The sequence below is a fragment of the Micromonospora sp. II genome, from assembly GCF_001709195.1.
Classification (GTDB): domain Bacteria; phylum Actinomycetota; class Actinomycetes; order Mycobacteriales; family Micromonosporaceae; genus Micromonospora; species Micromonospora chalcea.
Genome location: NZ_LYXF01000057.1, coordinates 46,624 through 65,936, shown reverse-complemented (window position 1 = coordinate 65,936; position 19,313 = coordinate 46,624). Strand labels below are relative to the sequence as shown.

The window sequence follows — 19,313 nt, the reverse complement described above, 5'->3', positions numbered from 1 at the left end:
CGGTCAGGTCGGGTGGGCCGGTCAGGACAGGGCGGTGGAGTCCAGCTGGCGGGCGGCCCGGTCGACGGCGCGCTGGGCGACGGCGAGGGACCGCAGCGGCAGCCGGGCGTCGCGGCTCTCCCGGCGCTGGACGAAGTAGTGCACGGCGGCCCGCACGCGCGCCCGGTCGGCGGCACTGGAACGGGCGGTGGCGAGGATCATCTCGCGCAGCCGCCGGGCCAGCTCCTCGGCCAGTTCGAGGTCGGGACCCCGCAGCCCGGCGCGGAGCGCGGCCAGCCGGCCGTCGACCTGACGGAGGAGCAGGTCGGTGCCGGGCCCGAAGCCTCGTTCCTCGACGGTCATCCACGCCTCCAGCCCACGCCGCATCGCGAGTGAAGTTACTTTATGTTGCAGTGCACAAGCAACCAGTTAAGTAAGACTTAACGGAATAACCACCCATTTCCCTCCCTGAGCGTCGTCGCCGGGACAGATCGCTCCGGCGAGGCGGCCGGATGTCACACCGGCGCGGCAGGATGGGGTCGTGGCGGACGAGGTGACCCGGTCGGGCGGGGTGCTCCAGGAGTTCGGCGCGGCGACCCGGGAGTGGTTCACCGCGGCGTTCGCCGCGCCCACCCCGGCCCAGCAGGGCGCCTGGCGTTCGGTGGCCGCCGGGCGCAACGCCCTGGTCGTCGCGCCGACCGGCTCCGGCAAGACGCTCGCGGCCTTCCTCTGGTCACTGGACCGGCTCGCCAAGGAACCGCCGCCGGCCGACCCCCGCCGACGCTGCCGCGTGCTCTACGTCAGCCCGCTCAAGGCGCTCGCCGTCGACGTCGAACGCAACCTGCGCGCCCCGCTCACCGGGATCCGCCAGGCCGCCGCCCGGCTCGGCCTGGCCCCGCCCGACGTCACCGTCGGCATGCGAACCGGGGACACCCCGGCCGACGAGCGCCGCGCCTTCGCCCGCACCCCGCCGGACATCCTCATCACCACGCCCGAGTCCCTGTTCCTGCTGCTCACCTCCGCCGCCCGCGACTCGCTGCGCGGCGTGGACACGGTCATCCTGGACGAGGTGCACGCGGTCGCGGGCACCAAGCGCGGCGCCCACCTCGCGCTGTCCCTGGAACGCCTCGACGCGCTGCTGGAGCGGCCCGCCCAGCGGATCGGGCTCTCCGCCACGGTCCGGCCGATCGACGTGTGCGCCCGCTTCCTCGGCGGCGCCCGCCCGGTCGACGTGGTGCAGCCGCCGGCCGACAAGACCATCGAGGTGAGCGTCCAGGTCCCGGTGGAGGACATGACGCGCCTCGACGAGCAGGAGCCACCGGAGGACGACCTCGGCGGGCTCGCCCCCCGCCGCCCCTCGATCTGGCCGGCCGTCGAGGAACGCGTGTTCTCGCTGATCCGCGCGCACCGGTCCACGATCGTGTTCACCAACTCCCGGCGCAGCGCCGAACGGCTCTGCGCCCGCCTCAACGAGCTGGCCGCCGAGGAGTTGGAGGCGGCGTCCGCCCCGGATGGCAGCCGCGTGGCCCGGGGCGGGGAGCCGGTGCGCGTATCCGATCTGCTGCCCGGCGTCGACGGCCCGCCGGCCGGCGACGAGGCCGGGCTCGACGACGCCGACGGGCTCGGCCCGATGTCCGGCGGCGGGCCGGCCGACGGGAGCCGGGCCCGGCGCGGGGCGGAGGCGTTCGGCGGGCCGGTGGGGCCGGTGCGCGCGCCGCGGCAGCCGGCCGAGGTGATGGCGCAGTCCGGCGCGGCGACCGGGGCCCCGGCGGTGATCGCGCGGGCGCACCACGGCAGCGTGTCCCGGGAGGAGCGCAAGCAGATCGAGGAGGCGCTCAAGTCCGGGCGCCTGCCCGCCGTGGTGGCCACGTCCAGCCTGGAGCTGGGCATCGACATGGGCGCCGTCGACCTGGTGGTGCAGATCGAGGCGCCGCCGAGCGTGGCCGCCGGGCTGCAACGGGTCGGGCGGGCCGGGCACCAGGTGGGCGCGGTCTCGCGCGGCGTCGTCTTCCCCAAGCACCGGGGCGACCTGCTCTCCTGCACGGTGGTGGCCGAGCGGATGGGCGCCGGGGCGATCGAGGAGCTGCACTACCCGCGCAACCCGCTCGACGTGCTGGCCCAGCAGATCGTCGCGATGGTGGCGCTGGAGCCGTGGCGGCTCGGCGACCTGGCCGTGCTGATCCGCCGGGCGGCGCCGTTCGCGGAGCTGCCCGACTCGGCGCTGCACGCGGTGCTCGACATGCTCTCCGGGCGCTACCCGTCCACCGCGTTCGCCGAGCTGCGGCCGCGGCTGGTCTGGGACCGCGCCACCGACGTGCTGACCGGCCGGCCCGGCGCCCAGCGGCTCGCCGTGACCAGCGGCGGCACCATCCCCGACCGGGGCCTGTTCGGTGTGTTCCTGGCCGGCGCCGAGCGGGCCGCCCGGGTGGGTGAGCTGGACGAGGAGATGGTCTACGAGTCCCGGGTGGGTGACGTGTTCCTGCTCGGCTCGTCGTCCTGGCGGATCGAGGAGATCACGCCCGACCGGGTGCTCGTCTCCCCCGCGCCGGGGCAGGCGGCCCGGATGCCGTTCTGGAAGGGCGACCAGCTCGGCCGTCCGGTCGAGCTGGGCCGGGCGATCGGCGCCCGGGTCCGGGCGCTGCTGCGGCAGTCCGACGCCGACGCGGTGGCGGCGCTGCGCGCCGGTGGGCTGGACGACTGGGCCGCCGGCAACCTGATGAACTACCTGCGCGAGCAGAAGGCGGCCACCCGGTCGCTGCCGGACGACCGGACGGTGGTGGTCGAACGGTTCCGCGACGAGCTGGGCGACTGGCGGCTCGCCGTGCACTCGGTGCTCGGCGCGCGCGTCAACGGGCCGTGGGCGCTCGCGATCGGCCGCCGGCTGGCCGAGCGGTACGGCGTGGACGCCCAGGTCATGCCCTCCGACGACGGCATCGTGGTGCGCCTGCCGGACACCGCCGAGACGCCGCCCGGCGCCGACGTGGTCGTGTTCGAGCCGGACGAGATCGCCCAGCTGGTCGAGGAGTCGGTGGGCACGTCCGCGCTGTTCGCATCCCGGTTCCGCGAGTGCGCGGCCCGGTCGCTGCTGCTGCCCCGCCGTGACCCCCGGCGGCGGCAGCCGCTGTGGCAGCAACGCCAGCGGGCCGCGCAACTGCTCGACGTGGCCCGCGAGTACGCCGACTTCCCGGTCACGCTGGAGGCCGCCCGCGAGTGCCTCCAGGACGTCTTCGACCAGCCCGCTCTGGCCGAGTTAATGCGTGACCTGGCCGCCCGCAAGGTACGCCTGGTCGAGGTGGAGTCCGAGCGCCCGTCGCCGTTCGCGCGGTCGCTGCTGTTCGGGTACGTCGGCGCGTTCCTCTACGAGGGCGACGCCCCGCTGGCCGAGCGGCGGGCCGCCGCGCTGGCGCTCGACTCCGGGCTGCTCGGCGAACTGCTGGGCCGGGTCGATCTGCGGGAGCTGCTCGACCCGGAGGTGCTCGCCGAGACCGCCCGCCAACTGCGCTGGCGCACCGAGCAGCGTCGGCCCCGCGACCCGGAGGACGTGGTCGAGCTGCTGCGCGTGGTCGGTGACCTGAGCAGCGCCGAGCTGGCCGAGCGCGGTGTGCCGGAGTCCTGGGCCGATGAGCTGGCGGCGGCCCGCCGGGTGCTGCGGGTCCGGATCGCCGGCGAGGACCGCTGGGTGGTCGTGGAGGACGCCGCCCGGCTGCGCGACGCGCTCGGCGTGGCGCTGCCCGTCGGGGTCGCCGAGGCGTACCTCGCGCCGGTCGCCGATCCGCTCACCGACCTGGTCGCCCGGTACGCCCGCACGCACGGCCCGTTCGCGGCGGCCACCTGTGCGGCCCGGTTCGGGCTCGGCGTGTTCGTGGTGGAGCAGGCGCTGCGGCGGCTCGCGGCGAACGGCCGGGTGGTCTCCGGCGAGTTCGCCCCGGACACGGTGGGCACGCAGTGGTGCGACGCGGAGGTGCTGCGCCTGCTGCGCCGCCGCTCCCTGGCCGCGTTGCGCCGGGAGATCGAACCGGTGCCGCCGCGCGCGCTCGCCACGTTCCTGCCCCGATGGCAGCAGGTCGGCTCGTCGGCCCGGGGCGTCGAGGCGGTCGCCGCCGCCCTCGAACAGTTGCAGGGCGTGAACGTGCCGGCGTCCGCGCTGGAACGCCTGGTGCTGCCCGCCCGGGTCGCCGACTACTCTCCCGCCCAGCTCGACGAGCTGTGCGCCAGTGGTGAGGTGGTGTGGGCCGGCGCGGGCGCGATCTCCGGCGGCGACGGGTGGGTGACGCTCGCGTACGCCGACGTCGCCCCGCTGCTGCTCCCCCCGCCGGACGAGGCGCTGACGCTGACCCCGCTGCACGAATCAGTGCTCGACGCGCTCGCCGACGGGCAGGCGCTGTTCTTCCGCTCGCTCTCCGACCGGGTCGGCGCCACCGACGACGCCGCCCTGTCCGGCGCGGTGTGGGACCTGGTGTGGGCCGGTCACCTCACCAACGACACGCTCGCCCCGCTGCGGGCCGCGCTCGGCGCGGGCGGGGCGCACCGGTCCCGGCCGTCGGCGCCGCGCACCCGCTACCGCCGGCCCGGCCGGGTGGCGCTGCCCAGCCGGGGCGGTCCGCCCACAATGGCCGGCCGCTGGTCCCGGCTGCCCGAACGCGACAGCGACCCCACCCGACGCGCCGCCGCGCTCGCCGACCTGCTGCTGGAGCGGCACGGCGTGGTGACCCGGGGCGCGGTCGTGGCCGAACAGGTCACCGGTGGTTTCGCCGCCGTCTACCCGGTGCTGTCCGCGCTGGAGGAACGCGGGGCGGCACGGCGCGGCTACTTCGTGGAAGGGCTGGGCGCGGCACAGTTCGCGGTGCCCGGCGCGGTCGACCGGATCCGGGCGCTCGCCGACGACTCCCAGGGCCGGGGCGGCCCGGCGGTGGTGCTCGCCGCCACCGATCCGGCGAACCCGTACGGCGCGGCGCTGCCCTGGCCCGAGCGCGTGGTCGACTCCGGCGACGGCGCGGCCCCCGCCACCGGGCACCGGGCCGGGCGCAAGGCGGGCGCGCTGGTCGTCCTGGTCGGTGGTGACGTGGTGCTGTACGTGGAGCGGGGCGGCCGGACGATCCTGTCGTTCACCGACGACACCGACACGCTCGGCGCGGCCGGCAAGGCGCTCGCCGACGCGGTGCACTCCGGCGCGCTCGGCGCGATCTCGGTGGAACGCGCCGACGGCGAGGCCGTGCACGCGTCCCCGCTGCGCGACGCGCTCACCGCCGCCGGTTTCCGCGCCACCCCGCGCGGCCTGCGGCTGCGCGGCTGACCGCCCGGCCGCCCCGGTTAGGGTGTGCCGATGGCCTCGATCCGGGTACGCCAGGCGCGCGACGAGGACCGCGCGGCGCTGGCGGCGTTGCACGAACGGGAGTGGGGCGGGCCGATCGTGGTGGTCCACGACACCCGCTACGACCTGCGTGACCTGCCCGCGCTGGTGGCGGTGGACGAGACCGGCGGGTTCGCCGGGGCGCTGGCGTACCGGGTCGACGCCGACGGGCTGGAGGTGGTCAGCCTGGCCGCGGCGGCACCGGGCAACGGCGCGGGCACCGCCCTGCTGGCCGCCGCGCAGGAGACGGCCACCGCCGCCGGGGCGGACCGGATCTGGCTGGTCACGACGAACGACAACCTGGGCGCGCTGCGCTTCTACCAGCGCCGGGGGCTGCGGATCGTCGCTGTGGACGCGGGCGCTGTCGACCGGGCCCGCGCGGTCAAGCCGACGATCCCGGAGGTCGGGGCGGACGGCATCCCGCTGCACGACGAGTTGCGCCTGGCCCGGCGCCTGACCGTGGCGGACCGGCGATGAGCGGCCCGGTCTCCGCGGGCCAGGGCCGCGCCACGCCGGGCGACGTTCCGAGCTGTGTCTCGCTGACCACCGACTACGGGCTGGCCGACGGGTTCGTGGCGGCGTGCCACGGGGTGCTGGCCCGGCTCGCCCCGGCTGTCCGGGTGATCGACGTGACGCACCTGGTGCCGCCGGCCGACGTACGCCGGGGCGCGGCCGTGCTCGCGCAGACAGTGCCGTACCTGCCGTGGGGCGTGCACGTGGCGGTGGTCGATCCGGGTGTCGGCACCGCACGCCGAGGCATCGCGCTGGCCGCGCCCGGCGGGCTGCTGGTCGGGCCGGACAACGGGCTGCTGCTTCCGGCCGCCGAGGCGCTCGGCGGGGTGAGCGCGGCGGTGGAGCTGACCAACCCGGACTGGCTCGGCCCGGCCGTCTCCCGCACGTTCCACGGGCGGGACGTGTTCGCGCCGGTGGCCGCGCGGCTGGCGCTGGGCGCGCCACTGGCCGGGGCCGGTCCGGCCGTGGATCCGGGCACGCTGGTCCGGCTGCCGGAACCGGTGGTCCGCGCCGAGCCGGGCAGCCTCACCGCCGAGGTGCTGACCGTCGACCACTTCGGCAACGTCCAGCTCGCCGCGCCGGGCACGCTGCTCGACGGCCTGCCGCGGCGGCTGCTGGTGAACGGCCGGGAGGCGGTCCACGGCCGCACGTTCGGCGACGCTCCGCCCGGCGCCCTGGTGGTCTACGTCGACTCCGCCGGCCTGGTCGCCATAGCGGTGAACAGCGGCCGAGCCGCAGAAACCCTCCACACCACCCCCGGCGCCCTCCTCACCCTCACCACCCCCCACCCCTGACCCCCGCGATCTTGCAGTTGGCGCCCCGGCACAGAGGACAAATGCCCCACCGAAAGGGCCGAAACTGCAAGATCAACGGGGGTCAGGGGGCGAGAGGGCAGGGTCAGCAGCGGGGGACGGTGCCGCCGTAGATCGAGGACAGGTACGCGTGGCTGACGTAGGTGCCGCCGACCAGGCGGTACCACCTCGTCGTGGTGCGATAGGTACCGGTGATCTTCTGCCCGGTCACGTAGCACTGCACCGGCACCTGGGCGTACGTGGCGGCCAGGCCACGGCTCGCGTACGAGGTGCCCGCCCCGGCGCGCAGGTTCAGCGGCCCGGAGCCGACGACCGCTCGCGCCCCGCCACCTGTCCACAGCAGCGTCACGTCCACCCACGCGTTGTCGGTGAGCCGCAGCCCGTCCCAGAACGTCCCGTCGGCCAGGTCCAGCCCGGCCGGGTTGCGCACGGTGCGTCCGAACTGGTCCAGCCCGCCGTTGTAGTTGCTCTGGTACGCCGCCTGGGCCTCGGGCCGCCCGCGCGGCAGGTCCTTCCAGTTCTCCCGGATCGACGACGGGTTCCACCAGTCGTCGCGGGTGTTCCACGGGCCGACGTCCCAGACCGGGGCGTACTCGCAGCGGCTTCCGCTGGTGGTGCAGACCTTGACCGTGTAGTCGCCGGTGCCACGCGGGGACAGTCCGCGCCGGCTGGGCAGCGCCGCGAAGTGGTCCCGGGCGCGTACGGTGTGCCCGTTCGCGGTGGTGCCGCCGACCAGGCCGATCCGGGTCGCGTACACCCGGTAGGTGAGCGGAGCGGCCGGCTGGACCGCCGTGGTGGCGGCCGAGTCGGCGGCGAGCGTCAGCCCGGTGACGGTGGCCTCCGAGGCGGCGTCCCGGGTGGTCAGCACGACGCGCGCCTGCACCCGGCGGACCGGTTCGTCGAACACGGCCTCGGCGGCGTCGCGCCACTCGGTCCAGCCCCGGGCGCGCCAGCCGCGCACCTGGGCCACCGCCGTACCCCCGTCGCCGGTGCGGGCGGTGAGCCGGGCGCGTACCCGGGTGGCGGGCCGGTCCAGGACGCGCGGCGCGGAGAGCAGGATGCCCTCGGCGACCGGACCGCCCACGGCGGCCGGGCGGGTGCGGGCGGAGGGGCGGGGATCGGCCAGCCGGAGGCGGCCGGAACGCCAGGCGACGTTGACGTCGTCGCCACCGGCGACGGCGAGGTCGACGGACCAGCGTTCGGGGTCGGGCGCGCCGGCGCGAGCCGGCACGGCGGTGGACGGGTGCGCGGCCGACGCGGGCGTGCCGGGCAGTCCGGCGGCCACGGTGAGCAGGGCAGTCAGGGCGACGACGATACGACGTCCGGAATGAGCCATCAGCATTCTCCTCAGAACCCCCTGATCGTTGCGTTTCCGCTGATCAAGTGGAACCTCAGTACAAATGGCGACACATGCGAATTCTGTTCGGTAGGGAACAATGGCGGGGTGCCCGAAGGCGACACCGTCTGGAACACGGCGCGCGTCCTGGATCGCGCGCTGGCCGGGGCCCGGCTCACCGGGTCCGACTTCCGCGTGCCGCAGCTCGCCGCCACCGACCTGACCGGCTGGACCGTGCGCGAGTCGGCCAGCCGGGGCAAACACCTGCTGCTGCGCCTCACCGCGCCCACCGCAGCGCAGTGGACGCTGCACTCGCACCTGCGGATGGACGGCGCATGGCGCGCGTACACCCCGGGTGAGCGCTGGACGGCGCGGCCGGCGCACCTGATCCGCGTGGTGCTCCGCTCCCCCGGCGCGGTCGCCGTCGGCTACCACCTGCACGAGCTGGCGCTGGTGCCGACGGCCGAGGAGCTGTCGCTCGTCGGTCACCTCGGCCCGGACCTGCTCGGCCCGGACTGGGACGCCGACGAGGCGGTACGCCGCCTCGCGGCCGAGCCGGAACGCACCATCGGTGAGGCGCTGCTGGACCAGCGCAACCTCGCCGGGGTGGGCAACCTCTACAAGTGCGAGGTGCTGTTCCTGCGCGGGGTGTCCCCGTGGACGCCGGTGGGCGCGGTGCCGGACCTGCCGGGCACCGTCGCGCTGGCGCAGCGGCTGCTCGCGGCGAACCGGGGCCGCTGGACGCAGAGCACGACCGGGGTGCTGCGCCGGGGCGGGACCAGCTACGTCTACGGCCGCCGGGCCCAGCCGTGCCGGCGCTGCGGGACGGCCATCCGCAAGGAGGAGCTGGGTGACCGGGTCACCTACTGGTGCCCGGTCTGCCAGCCCGACCGTTCCTGACGTGGAACTTCCACGAAACGCCAAAGATCGCCGAGATAGGGACGATTGGGTACTTCCGTCCCACCCCCGTGGCGTCGCATGCTGCGATTGACCGCTCACCGATCGTCAGCAGCGCGTACGCCCGCCACGCCGGGGTGTCGGCCGGCGCGCCCCGACCCCGGGGAGAGCCATGGTGCTGTTCCGCAGACTCCGGCCGGGACGGCCCGACCGGGCCGGAGTCGCCGAGGAGACCGCGTTCACCGGTTCCGCGGCGCGGGGCGTTCCCGCCGCGCGCGCCGGCGACGACGAGCCGGGGACCACCCCGGCGAGCCTGGACCCGGCCGCCGTCCCGCGCCTGTTCGGCCCGGTGCCGAACACCGCCGCCAGCCCGCTGCCCACGCTCGACGCCGACGGCCGCCTGGCGCCGGGCACCGGCATCCGCAAGTTCGTCGACCCGCTGCCGCTGCCGGGGCAGCCCGCCACCGACGGGCTCGGCGCCCGCCTGCCGGTAGCGGTCCCGGACACCATCACCTGGCCGGGCTGCGACTACTACGAGATCGGCCTCCAGGAGCACGCGCAGCGCCTGCACCGCGACCTGCCGGCCACCCGGCTGCGCGGCTACCGGCAGCTCAACCTGGGCACCGACGCCGCCGGCCACAACACGGTCAGCCCACCGGACCGCCCCTGGCACCTCGGCCCGATGATCGTCGCGCGGCGGGGCCGCCCGGTCCGGATCAAGTTCATCAACCAACTCCCCACCGGACGGGCGGGCGAGCTGTTCCTGCCGGTGGACGAGACCGTCGACGGGGCCGGCGCCGGCCCGCTGGACGGTCCCGCGCCGTACCCGCAGAACCGGGCCGTGCCGCACCTGTCCGGCGCGCAGACCGGGTGGATCAGCGCCGGCAACCCGTGGCAGTGGGTGACCCCGGCCGGCGAGATCACCCCGTACCCGGCCGGGGTGGGTGTCACCCCGGTGCCGGACATGCCGCCGCCCGGCGCGGGCGCCACCACGCTGTACTTCCCGAACGAGCAGAGCGGCCGGCTGATGTGGCTGCACGACAACACGCTCGGCCTGTCCCGGCTCACCGTCTACTCCGGGCAGATCGCGCTGTACCTGCTCACCGACCCCGCCGAGGACCGCCTCGTGGACGACGGCGTGCTGCCCGCGGAACAGTTCCCGCTGGTGATCGAGGACAAGACGTTCGTACCCGACGACGCCCAGCTCGCCGCGCAGGACCCGACCTGGGACCGGGACCGCTGGGGCGCCAAGGGCAGCCTCTGGCACCCGCACGTCTACCAGCCCCGGCAGAACCCGTACCGGATCACCGGCGGCAACCCCACCGGCCGCTGGGACTACGGCCCGTGGACCCACGACCCGGACGGCGGGGCCAGCCCGTGGGTCGCCCCGGTGCCGAACCCGCACCACGACCCCGACGCCGACCCGGACGAGCCGCCGCTGGCGCCCGCCGTGCCGCACCCGTCGGCGGTGCCCGAGGCGTACGGGGACACCCCGCTCGTCAACGGCGTGGCCTACCCGTACCTGGAGGTCGCTCCGCGCGCGTACCGGTTCCGGATCCTCAACGCCTGCGCGGACCGGGCACTCAACCTGCAGCTCTACCGGGCCGCCTCGGACGGCCCGATGTGGGCCGACGACGGCAGCCCGGCCGACCCGGACGCCGGCGAGGTGCCGATGGTCGAGGCGGTACGCGCGCCCGGGCGGCCCGCGTACTGGCCGGTGGACGGGCGCGACGGCGGCGTGCCCGACCCGGCCGCCGCCGGACCCGACCTGATCCAGATAGGCAACGAGAGCGGCCTGCTCCCCGCCCCGGTGGTGCTCGCCAACCGGCCGGTGGACTACCGCTACGACAGGCAGGACCCGACGGTGCTCAATGTGGACGGCCACGCGCTGCTGCTGGCCCCCGGCGAGCGGGCCGACGTGATCGTGGACTTCGCCACCGTGCCGCCGGGCAGCACGCTGATCCTCTACAACGACTGCCCCGCGCCGCTGCCCCGGTTCGACACGCGCTACGACCACCACACCGGCGCGCCCGACCGGACCGGCTCGGGCGGGCTGCCGCCGACCCGGCCCGGCTACGGCCCGAACACCCGCACGCTGCTCCAGATCCGGGTCACCGGCACACCGGCCCAGCCGTACGACACGCGCCGGCTCGCCGACCGGCTGCCCGCTGCGTACGCGCACAGCCAGCCGCCGCCGATCGTGCCGCAACCGGCGTACGACGCCGCGTTCGGCACCCACACCCCGCGTCCGACGCTCGTCGGCGCGCGGGACGGCTCGGTCACGTTCACCCCGCCCGGCGCGGCGACCCCGGTCACGCTGCCGCTGGCGGTGAAGTCGGTCGGGCAGGTGTTCGAGCCCCGGCACGGCCGCGCGGTGGGCCGGCTCGGCGTCGGCCACCCGGTCACCGGGCCGCTGCTTCCGGCCACGCTGCCGCTGGGCCCGGTGGAACCCGCCACCGAGGTGCTGCACGCCACCGACCCGGCCGTGCCGGTCGGCGCGCCGGGCGACGGCACGCAACTGTGGCGGATCGTCGGCGACGCGCCGCGCACCCATCCGGTGCACATCGAGGGCTGCGACGTGCAACTGGTCAACCGGGTCGGCTGGGACGGCACGCTGCGCCCGCCCGAGCCGGGCGAGCTGGGCTGGAAGGACACCGTCCGGGTCAACCCCCGGGAGGACGTCGTGGTGGCGCTGCGTCCCGTACCGCCGCCCCTGCCGTTCAAGATCAGCGACAGCGTACGGCTGCTCGACCCGTCCCGGCCCGCCGGCGCGCGGCTGGACGCGAGCCCGGTCAGCCCGGCCGACGGCCGCCCCGCCACGGTGGTCAACCAACTCGTCAACCTGGGCTGGGAGTACCGCTGGCAGACCCGCTCGGCGGGACTGCGCGACCAGGGCATGAGCCGTCCACTGGTGCTGCGGGTGGCACCCAAGGCGCCCACCGGGCTGACCGCCACCCCGGCGCCCGGCAGCGCCACCGCGCTGCCCGCCATCGCGCTGACCTGGACCGGCAACGGCAGCCGCCCGGTGCCCACCAGCCACCTGCTGCAACGCGCCACCGACAGCGCCTTCACCGCCGGGCTGACCGAGATCACCGTGGCCGCCACCGCGACCCGCTACACCGACGCGACAGTCACCCCCGGCGTCACCTACCACTACCGGATCCGCGCCGAGAACGCGGTGAGCTGCTCGTCCTGGTCGAATGCCGTACCGGCGGCGGTGCGTCTGGCCGCGCCGGCCCGGCTCACCGCGGCGGTGCCGCCGACCGCGCCACTGCGGGTGGCGCTGCGCTGGGCGAACCACTCCTTCGCCACCGGTGTGGACGTGCAGCGTGCCACCAACCCGACGTTCAGCAGCGGCCCGGGGACCACCGCCATCGCCGTGGGCGAGAACCACGTGGACCCGGCCGTCGCGCCGGACACCACGTACTACTACCGGGTACGCACGACGTACCTCGGCGCGGCGTCCCCCTGGTCGACAGTGGCCCGGGTGACCACCCCGGCCCGGCCGACGACGCCCACGGCGGTGAGCGTCACCGCGAGCGCGCCGGGACCGGACACCGCCACCGTGACGCTGAGCTGGTCGGCCGAGACGCCGGCCGGACCGGGCGCCGGCTTCATCGTGCAGCGCGCCACCGACGCCGCGTTCACCAGGGAGCCGGCCACGTTCCGCGTCACCGGCCGCGGCTTCACCAACACCGGCCTGGCGCGCTCCACCACCTACTACTACCGAGTACGCACGACGAACGTGGTTGGCACGTCCCCCTGGACCCCACCAACCCCCATAACCACCCCCACCTAGCCCTCCCTCTCAGGGTCGATCATGAAGTTGACGGCAGTTTCCGAGATCAACAACACCGCCAACCTCATGATCACCGGCGCTGGCGGGGCGATGGGCGGGTGTGGGGGTGCCTGACCGCGAGTTGCCCGCCCGGGCGGCCCGACGCCCTCCGCCCGCCCCCTGTCCGCGCCGGTGATCAAGGAGTTGGTGTACGGATTCGGCCCGCCTCAGGACACAAACTCCTTGATCAACGCGCGGGACGATCAGCGCGCGGACGATCAGCGCGCGGGGGATCGGCGCGCGGGGCGGTCAGCGTCCGGGCTGGGGGGCTCGGAGGGGGGTGCGGAGTTCGGCCAGGGCGGAGGCCACCCCGTGCAGCAGGTCGGTGGCCTCGGTCAGCCGCGCGGCGGCCGGGTGCGCGGTGTCGGGACGGGCGTCCTCGGCTACGTAGCCGGCGGCGGCCACCACCAGCCGCTCGTACGCGGCCACCCCGTCCTCCAACTGGGCCACCAGCGTGGCGTGCACCTCGTCCAGCGGGCTCTGCGGGGTCAGCTTCGCCGCGCGTTCCACGCCCGCCACCCGGTTCGCCAGCTCACGCAGGGAACGATCGGCCTCGGCCGCCTCCCGGACCGCCGGCTCGGCCAGCCCGGTCAGCCGTCCGGCGAGCCCGGCCAGGGTGAGCGCGGCCCGGTCCAGCCGTGCCCACGGCTCGGCCGCGGCGGTGCCGCGCAGCGCCATGCGGGAGCGGACCCGGCGTACCTCGGCCAGGACACCCGGCCCGACGGGCAGCCGCTCGACGGCGGCGACCAACCGGGCGCGGGAGCGGGCGGCGGCCTCCGCCGGGTCGAGGGCGGGCGGCGCCGGCACTGCTGCGAGCGCCCGGTGGTCGGCCCAGCGCCAGGCGGCGATCGCGATGGCGCTGCCCGCGGCGCCGGCCCAGGCCGCGTCCGGCAGGCCCAGTCCGGCGTACGGGGTGAGCACCGCCGCGGCGCCGCCGAGCCCGCCGGCCAGCACGCTCCACCGTCGCGCCGAGTTGCGCAGCCTGCGCAACCTGCGGAAGTGTCGGGCCCGTTCGTCCGCCATGGTGTCCGCCCCTCCGTCAGCCGGTCGTGCTCTCCCCGGTGCCGCGTTCCCGGCTCATGCTGGCCCGGATCTCGTCGAGCCGGGCCGCGGCGGCCGGGTCGGCCGGCTGCCCGACGGCGGGGGTCTCCTGCCGGCCACCGAGCTGCTCGCCGGCCATGCTCGACCGGATCTGTTCCAGTCTCGCCGATCCGGCCGAGTCGAGCGTGGCCTTCTGGATCTCCAGCATCCGGCCCTCGACCGAGTTGCCGGCCAGCTCGGCGCGGCCCATGGCGGTGGCGTAGCGGCGTTCGATCCGGTCGCGGACCTCGTCGAGCGACGGGGTGTTGGCGGGTGCGGTGAGCGACGACATCGACTCCAGCGAGCGGGCCACGCTCTCCTGCATCTTGGCCTGCTCCAGCTGGCTGAGCAGCTTGGTGCGCTCGGCCAGCTTCTGCTGGAGGATCATCGAGTTGTTCTCGACCGCCCTGCGGGCCTGGGCGGCCGCGCCGAGCGCCTGGTCGTGCAGCGTCTTGAGGTCCTCCAGGGCCTGCTCGGCGGAGACCAGCTGGGTGGCCAGCATCTGGGCGGTCTGCTCGTAGCGCCCGGCCTCGGCCTCGTCGCCCCGGCCCCGGGCCTGGTCGGCCACTGCGAGCGCCTGCCGCGCGTTGCCCTGGAGCTGTTCCACCTCGGTCATCTGCCGGGACAGCTTCATCTCCAGCTGGCGCTGGTTGCCGATCACCGCGGCCGCCTGCTGCACCAGCGCCTGGTGCTGGCGCTGCGCCTCCTCGACGGCCTGCTGGATCTGCACCTTCGGATCGGCGTGCTCGTCGATCTTCGCGCCGAAGAGCGCCATCAGGTATTTCCAACCCTTGACGAACGGGTTAGCCATCTCCGCCTCGTCCCCTCAGTAGCGTCGCGCCTACATCGTTCCAGCCGGACGCCACTCCGGCACCCGTACGCTCCTGATCAACAGTACGACGCGGACGCCAGCACCGCCCACGACGCGACAGCCGGGGTCAGGCGGCGCAGACCACGTCCCGCTCCGCGGGGCGTACCCGGGTGCTGCGCAGCGTGGCCTTGAGCGGCGAGTCCTGCCGGACCTGGACGGCGACCGCGCCGTCGGTGGTGACCTGCCGGACACCGCGGTTGGTCGCCTTACGCACGGCGGCCGTGGCCACCGGGGCCGGCTCGTCGGCCACCGGGACCAACACGCCGGGCATCTGCTCGGCGAGGGCGACGGTGTCGCTCACCTCGCGCAGCAGTTCCGACAGGCGGGCGCCGAGCGCGTCGCAGATGGCGGCCAGCAGCTCGCTCGACGGTTCCTTCTGGCCGCGTTCGATCTCGGACAGGTAGCCCAGGCTGACGTTGGCGGCGGACGACACCTCGCGGAGGGTGCGGTGCTGCCCCTGCCTGCGTGTCCGCAGCGCGTCACCGATCACCCGGCGTAGCAGGACCATCGCACCTCCCCCTGGACGGGACCACCATGCCCGGCCGAGCCGCGCCGGGCGCCGGACGCGGAAACCGCTCCGGCGCCGACGGCGACCGTCGGAGCCTTCCCGCAACCGTACCCGTTGGTTGCCACGACGACATCCCACCCCGCCTCTGAAAATCCGTGCGGATCGGCCGGCCGGCGGGCCCGCGGCCGGGCGTGTCGGCGCCGGGCCGGCTCATCGGGGGCCGACCCCCGCCGCCTCGGCGGCGTCGGCGTCCTCGGGGAGCTGGATGCGGTCGGCGAGCAGCCGCAGCGCCTCGATCACCACGGCCGAGCGGATGTGGTCGCGGCCGCCGTCGAGGTCGAGCCGGCGCACCTGCGTGCCGTCCGGCCCGGCGACCGCCACGTAGACCAAGCCGACCGGCTTGCCGTCCTGCGGCTCCGGCCCGGCGACGCCGGTGGTGGCCAGGCCCCAGTCCGCGCCGCACCGCTGCCGTCCGCCCTCGGCCAGGGCAGCGGCCACGTCGGGATCGACCGGGCCGCGCTCGGCCAGCAGGTCCTCCGGTACGCCGGCGAGCGTCGCCTTGAGTTCGGTGGCGTAGACCACCATGCCGCCCCGGTAGATCGAGCTGACCCCGGCGATCTCCACGACCGCCGCGGCGAGCAGCCCGCCGGTCAGCGACTCGACGGTGGCCAGCGTCTGGCCGCACTCGTGCAGGCGGTGCACGACGGAGGCCGCCGGGTTGCCGGCGGGCCGCTGGTGTCTCTCGTCGGTGTCCATGCCCGCCCTCTCTTCCCGCGCCAGGGCGGCTTACTCTTCGGCCGCCCGGAGCGACGAGCCGGCTGCCCGGGTCAACGGGCCGGACGCCGCAGCCGCAACGCCTGGGCGATGTAGTCGAAACCGGTGACCACGGTGACCACCACCGCCGCGCCCATGATCCACGGGCCGATCGCGGCGAGCGCCTCCGGCATCGGCCAGAGGTACCAGGTGATCGCCAGGATCTGCAGCGCCGTCTTGACCTTGCCGCCCCGGCTGGCCGCGATCACGCCGTGCCGGATCACCCAGAAGCGCAGCGCGGTGATGCCCAGCTCACGGGCGAGGATCACCACAGTCACCCACCAGGGCAGCCGGTCGTAGACGGAGAGCAGCACCAGCGCGGCGCCGGTGAGCGCCTTGTCGGCGATCGGGTCGGCGACCTTGCCCAGCGAGGTGACCAGCTCGAACCGGCGGGCGATCCAGCCGTCGACCAGGTCGGTCGCCGACGCCACCACGAAGATCAGGCAGGCGGCCATCCGCCAGCCCGCGTGGGTCATCGCGGACGCGACCACGGTGGCCGCGAAGACGGGCACCAGCACCAGGCGCGCGCCGGTCAGCACATTCGCCGCGTTGAGCAGCGGTACGGGGGCGGCCGCCGTCGACTCCGCGCCCGTCATGTCCCGCATCGCCCCACGTGGCTTCCCCGCTCCGTCCGGGCCCGCCGTCACCGTACCGCGCCGGGCGCCGCCGAGATCATCTCATCCGGTACGGCGACCAGGTCCACGCCCTCGGTGGCGGTGACGGTGGCCCGGACCAGGTCACCGGGGCGCAACGCGGCCAGGTCGACGCCGCCGCCGACCGGCGCGACGAGCGTGGTCGAGCCGTCGACCTCGGGCGCCTGGTGGGCGGCCCGCCCCTCCACCACGCCGTCCGCGACCGAGTCCACAAGCACCTCCACCGTCGCGCCGAGGCGCTCCTCGGCGCGCTGCGAGCAGAGTTCGTCGGCCAGCGCGCTGAGCTTGTCGTACCGCCGCTTGATCGTGGCGGCGGAGACCTTGCCGGCCAGGCCGGCGGCCTCGGTGCCGTCCTCGTCGCTGTAGTCGAACATGCCGATCGCGTCCAGCCGCGCCTCGGTCAGGAACCGGACCAGCTCGGCCACGTCCTGCTTCGTCTCGCCGGGGAAGCCGACGATGAAGTTGCTGCGCGCGCCCGCGTCCGGCGCCAGCGCGCGGGCGGAGGCGAGCAGCTCCAGGAACCGGTCGGTGGAGCCGAAGCGCCGCATCCGGCGCAGCACCGGCTCGCTGGAGTGCTGGAACGACAGGTCGAAGTACGCGGCCACGCCGGGCGTGGTGGCGATCACCTCGACCAGGCCGGGCCGGGTCTCGGCGGGCTGGAGGTAGCTGGCGCGGACCCGCACGATGCCGTCGATCGCGGCGAGCTGCGGCAGCAGCTTCTCCAGCGCGCGCGGGTCGCCCAGGTCCTTGCCGTACGAGGTGGAGTTCTCGCTGACCAGCACCAGCTCGCGGACGCCGGTCTTGGCCAGCCACTCGGCCTCGGCGAGCAGCTCGTCCGGGGTACGCGAGACGAACGCCCCGCGGAACGCCGGGATGGCGCAGAACGCGCAGCGCCGGTCGCAGCCGCTGGCGAGCTTCAGCGAGGCCACCGGGCCGGTGTCGAGCCGGTGCCGCAACACCTGCCGCAGGTGGGCCGGGGTGTGCGCGTCGGTCTCCGGCGCGACCCGGGCCGGGGTGCCGTGCCCGGGCAGCGACACCGCCGCGTCGCGGCGCTTCACCGGGGTCAGCGGCAGCAGCTCCCGCCGGTCGCGGGGAGTGTGCGCGCCGATGGCCTCACCGGCGAGCACCGAGTCGAGCCGGGCGGCGATGTCCGGGTAGTCGTCGAAGCTGAGCACCGCCTGCGCCTCGGGGAGGCTGTCGGCCAGCTCACGGCCGTACCGCTCGGCCATGCACCCGGCGGCGACGACCTTCGCGCCGGTGTCGGCGGCGGCCAGCAGCGTCTGGATCGAGTCCTGCTTGGCCTTCTCGACGAAGCCGCAGGTGTTCACCACCACCACGTCGGCGCCCTCGCCGTCGGTGGTGACCTGCCATCCGTCGGCGTGCAGCCGGGCGGCCAGCTCCTCCGAGTCGACCTCGTTGCGGGCGCAGCCGAGGGTCAGCAGGGCGACCCGGCGCCCGTCTGATTGCGGGGTGGAGGAGGTGGCAGACACCATCCGAGGGTACCGGGCCGGTTCCGTACCGCCACGCCGCCCGTCCGGCACGCTCAGCGGGCGGGAGCGGCCACGCGGGCCAGCCGGTCGAGCAGGAACACCTCGGTGCCGGCCAGACCGGTGGAGCAGAAGACCGAGATCTGGTCCGCGCCGGTCCGGCCGGGGACCGCCCCGGCCAGCACCGCGCCCAGGTCGCGCAACCGACCGGCGTACGGCTCGACGGCGGCGAGCATCGGCGGCACGTACGCGGCGGCCTGCCCCAGCGAGTCGGTGACCAGCAGGTCGGCGGCGTCGAGCAGGTCGGGGCCGAACTCGTGCCGGTCGGTCTGCTTGAAGCCAACGGTGTTGACGTGCGTGCCGGGGGACAGGTCGGCGGCGTCGATCACCGGGACGGTGCTGGTGGTGGCGAGCACCACCACGTCCCGGTCGCGCACCGCGGCGGCGGCCGAGCCGACGGCGCGGGACGGCACGCCCAGCTCGGCGCGGACCCGGGCGGCGAACGCCTCCCGCCGGGCCGCCGAGCGGCTGTACACGGTCACCTCGCGCAGCGGCCGGACCGCCGCGGCGGCCCAGACCTGGGTCCACGCCTGCCGGCCGGAGCCCACCACGCCGAGCGTGGCGGCGTCCGCGCGGGCCAGGGCGTCCACCGCCACGCCACCGAGTCCTCCGGTACGCCGCGAGCCGAGTTCCTCGCCGACGGCGATGGCGCGTACGGCACCGGTGGTCGCGTCGTGCAGCACGACCAGTTGACCGCTCTCCGGGTGGCCGAACGTGTCGTACGAGCGGAAGCCGTACCACTGCCCGGTGAGGTGACCGGCGGTGAGCACCATCCGGCCCCCGCCCAGCGGCGCGGACGCCCGGGGCGGGGCGATGAGCCGCCCGGCGTATGCGGCCAGCAGCGCGTCCCGCATGGCCGCGACGGTGAGCGGGGCGTCCACGGCGGCCGCGACGTCGTCGTCGGAGAAGAGCACGGTCATGCCTTCCATCGTGCAACCTGAAGTTGACGTCAACTCCACCCATGGTGGGCTTTCTCACCCCGCCGCCCGTTCCGCCCGGCCGGTGCTACCGTCGGCCACGACGGCCCGCGGGCCGTCCCGGACGAGTGGTGGGCGTACCCGGTCAGGCCAAGACGCCCCGCGTGACCCGACCGTCGCCCGGCCCGCTCCACGCCGG

The 19,313-nt window shown here is 75.5% G+C and carries 14 protein-coding genes and 1 riboswitch; of the genes, 5 read left to right on the top strand and 9 right to left on the bottom strand.

The genetic code is table 11. From position 1 onward, the window contains the following. Nucleotides 1-21: 21 nt before the first annotated feature. Nucleotides 22-342, bottom strand: a complete 321-nt coding sequence (locus tag A8711_RS23585) for a hypothetical protein (RefSeq protein ID WP_030504176.1) — start codon at nt 340-342, stop codon at nt 22-24. 178 nt (nt 343-520) lie between these two features. Between A8711_RS23585 and A8711_RS23580 the strand changes: the two genes are divergently transcribed. From A8711_RS23580 to A8711_RS23570, 3 genes are read left to right on the top strand one after another with little or no spacing between them, the layout of a single operon-like run. Next, nucleotides 521-5,272, top strand: coding sequence for a DEAD/DEAH box helicase (locus A8711_RS23580; RefSeq protein WP_069089340.1), 4,752 nt, complete (start codon nt 521-523; stop codon nt 5,270-5,272). A 30-nt stretch (nt 5,273-5,302) separates the two neighbouring features. After that, nucleotides 5,303-5,806, top strand: coding sequence for a GNAT family N-acetyltransferase (locus A8711_RS23575; RefSeq protein WP_043325767.1), 504 nt, complete (start codon nt 5,303-5,305; stop codon nt 5,804-5,806). Further along, nucleotides 5,803-6,636, top strand: coding sequence for an S-adenosyl-l-methionine hydroxide adenosyltransferase family protein (locus tag A8711_RS23570; RefSeq protein WP_069089339.1), 834 nt, complete (start codon nt 5,803-5,805; stop codon nt 6,634-6,636). Before A8711_RS23575 ends, A8711_RS23570 begins: the two co-directional genes overlap by 4 nt. A gap of 103 nt (nt 6,637-6,739) precedes the next feature. Here A8711_RS23570 and A8711_RS23565 read toward each other — a convergent pair whose 3' ends face one another. Beyond that, nucleotides 6,740-7,990: a hypothetical protein gene (locus A8711_RS23565; protein WP_069089519.1), complete on the bottom strand. Its 1,251-nt coding sequence runs from the start codon at nt 7,988-7,990 to the stop codon at nt 6,740-6,742. A 108-nt stretch (nt 7,991-8,098) separates the two neighbouring features. On the opposite strand from A8711_RS23565, the gene A8711_RS23560 reads away from it, so the two are divergent. Together A8711_RS23560 and A8711_RS23555 are read left to right on the top strand one after the other, a co-directional pair. After that, nucleotides 8,099-8,890 (top strand): DNA-formamidopyrimidine glycosylase family protein, encoded by a 792-nt coding sequence (locus A8711_RS23560; RefSeq protein WP_124778724.1) that lies wholly within the window; start codon nt 8,099-8,101, stop codon nt 8,888-8,890. A 169-nt stretch (nt 8,891-9,059) separates the two neighbouring features. Further along, nucleotides 9,060-12,686, top strand: a complete 3,627-nt coding sequence (locus A8711_RS23555; protein ID WP_069089338.1) for a multicopper oxidase domain-containing protein — start codon at nt 9,060-9,062, stop codon at nt 12,684-12,686. Nucleotides 12,687-12,974: 288 nt separating this feature from the next. On the opposite strand, the gene A8711_RS23550 is transcribed toward A8711_RS23555, so the two are convergent. The 7 genes from A8711_RS23550 to A8711_RS23520 all read right to left on the bottom strand — a co-directional run bounded on the left by A8711_RS23550 (nt 12,975) and on the right by A8711_RS23520 (nt 19,117). Beyond that, nucleotides 12,975-13,748, bottom strand: a complete 774-nt coding sequence (locus A8711_RS23550; protein WP_069089337.1) for a hypothetical protein — start codon at nt 13,746-13,748, stop codon at nt 12,975-12,977. 16 nt (nt 13,749-13,764) lie between these two features. Continuing rightward, nucleotides 13,765-14,616: a PspA/IM30 family protein gene (locus A8711_RS23545; RefSeq protein ID WP_030503385.1), complete on the bottom strand. Its 852-nt coding sequence runs from the start codon at nt 14,614-14,616 to the stop codon at nt 13,765-13,767. 127 nt (nt 14,617-14,743) lie between these two features. After that, the gene (locus tag A8711_RS23540; RefSeq protein WP_043325770.1) at nt 14,744-15,184 is read right to left on the bottom strand and encodes a helix-turn-helix domain-containing protein; all 441 of its coding nucleotides are present in this window, start codon (nt 15,182-15,184) and stop codon (nt 14,744-14,746) included. 210 nt (nt 15,185-15,394) lie between these two features. Continuing rightward, nucleotides 15,395-15,940 (bottom strand): CinA family protein, encoded by a 546-nt coding sequence (locus tag A8711_RS23535; protein WP_043325772.1) that lies wholly within the window; start codon nt 15,938-15,940, stop codon nt 15,395-15,397. Nucleotides 15,941-16,011: 71 nt separating this feature from the next. Then, a complete protein-coding gene (gene pgsA, locus A8711_RS23530) occupies nt 16,012-16,593 on the bottom strand; it encodes a CDP-diacylglycerol--glycerol-3-phosphate 3-phosphatidyltransferase (RefSeq protein WP_030503388.1) in 582 nt (193 codons plus the stop codon). Between the two features lie 47 nt (nt 16,594-16,640). Continuing rightward, the gene (gene rimO, locus A8711_RS23525) at nt 16,641-18,143 is read right to left on the bottom strand and encodes a 30S ribosomal protein S12 methylthiotransferase RimO (RefSeq protein ID WP_043325775.1); all 1,503 of its coding nucleotides are present in this window, start codon (nt 18,141-18,143) and stop codon (nt 16,641-16,643) included. Between the two features lie 50 nt (nt 18,144-18,193). Then, nucleotides 18,194-19,117: an ornithine cyclodeaminase family protein gene (locus A8711_RS23520; protein WP_043325777.1), complete on the bottom strand. Its 924-nt coding sequence runs from the start codon at nt 19,115-19,117 to the stop codon at nt 18,194-18,196. 96 nt (nt 19,118-19,213) lie between these two features. Further along, nucleotides 19,214-19,279, top strand: a riboswitch (guanidine-III (ykkC-III) riboswitch). Nucleotides 19,280-19,313 lie beyond the last annotated feature (34 nt).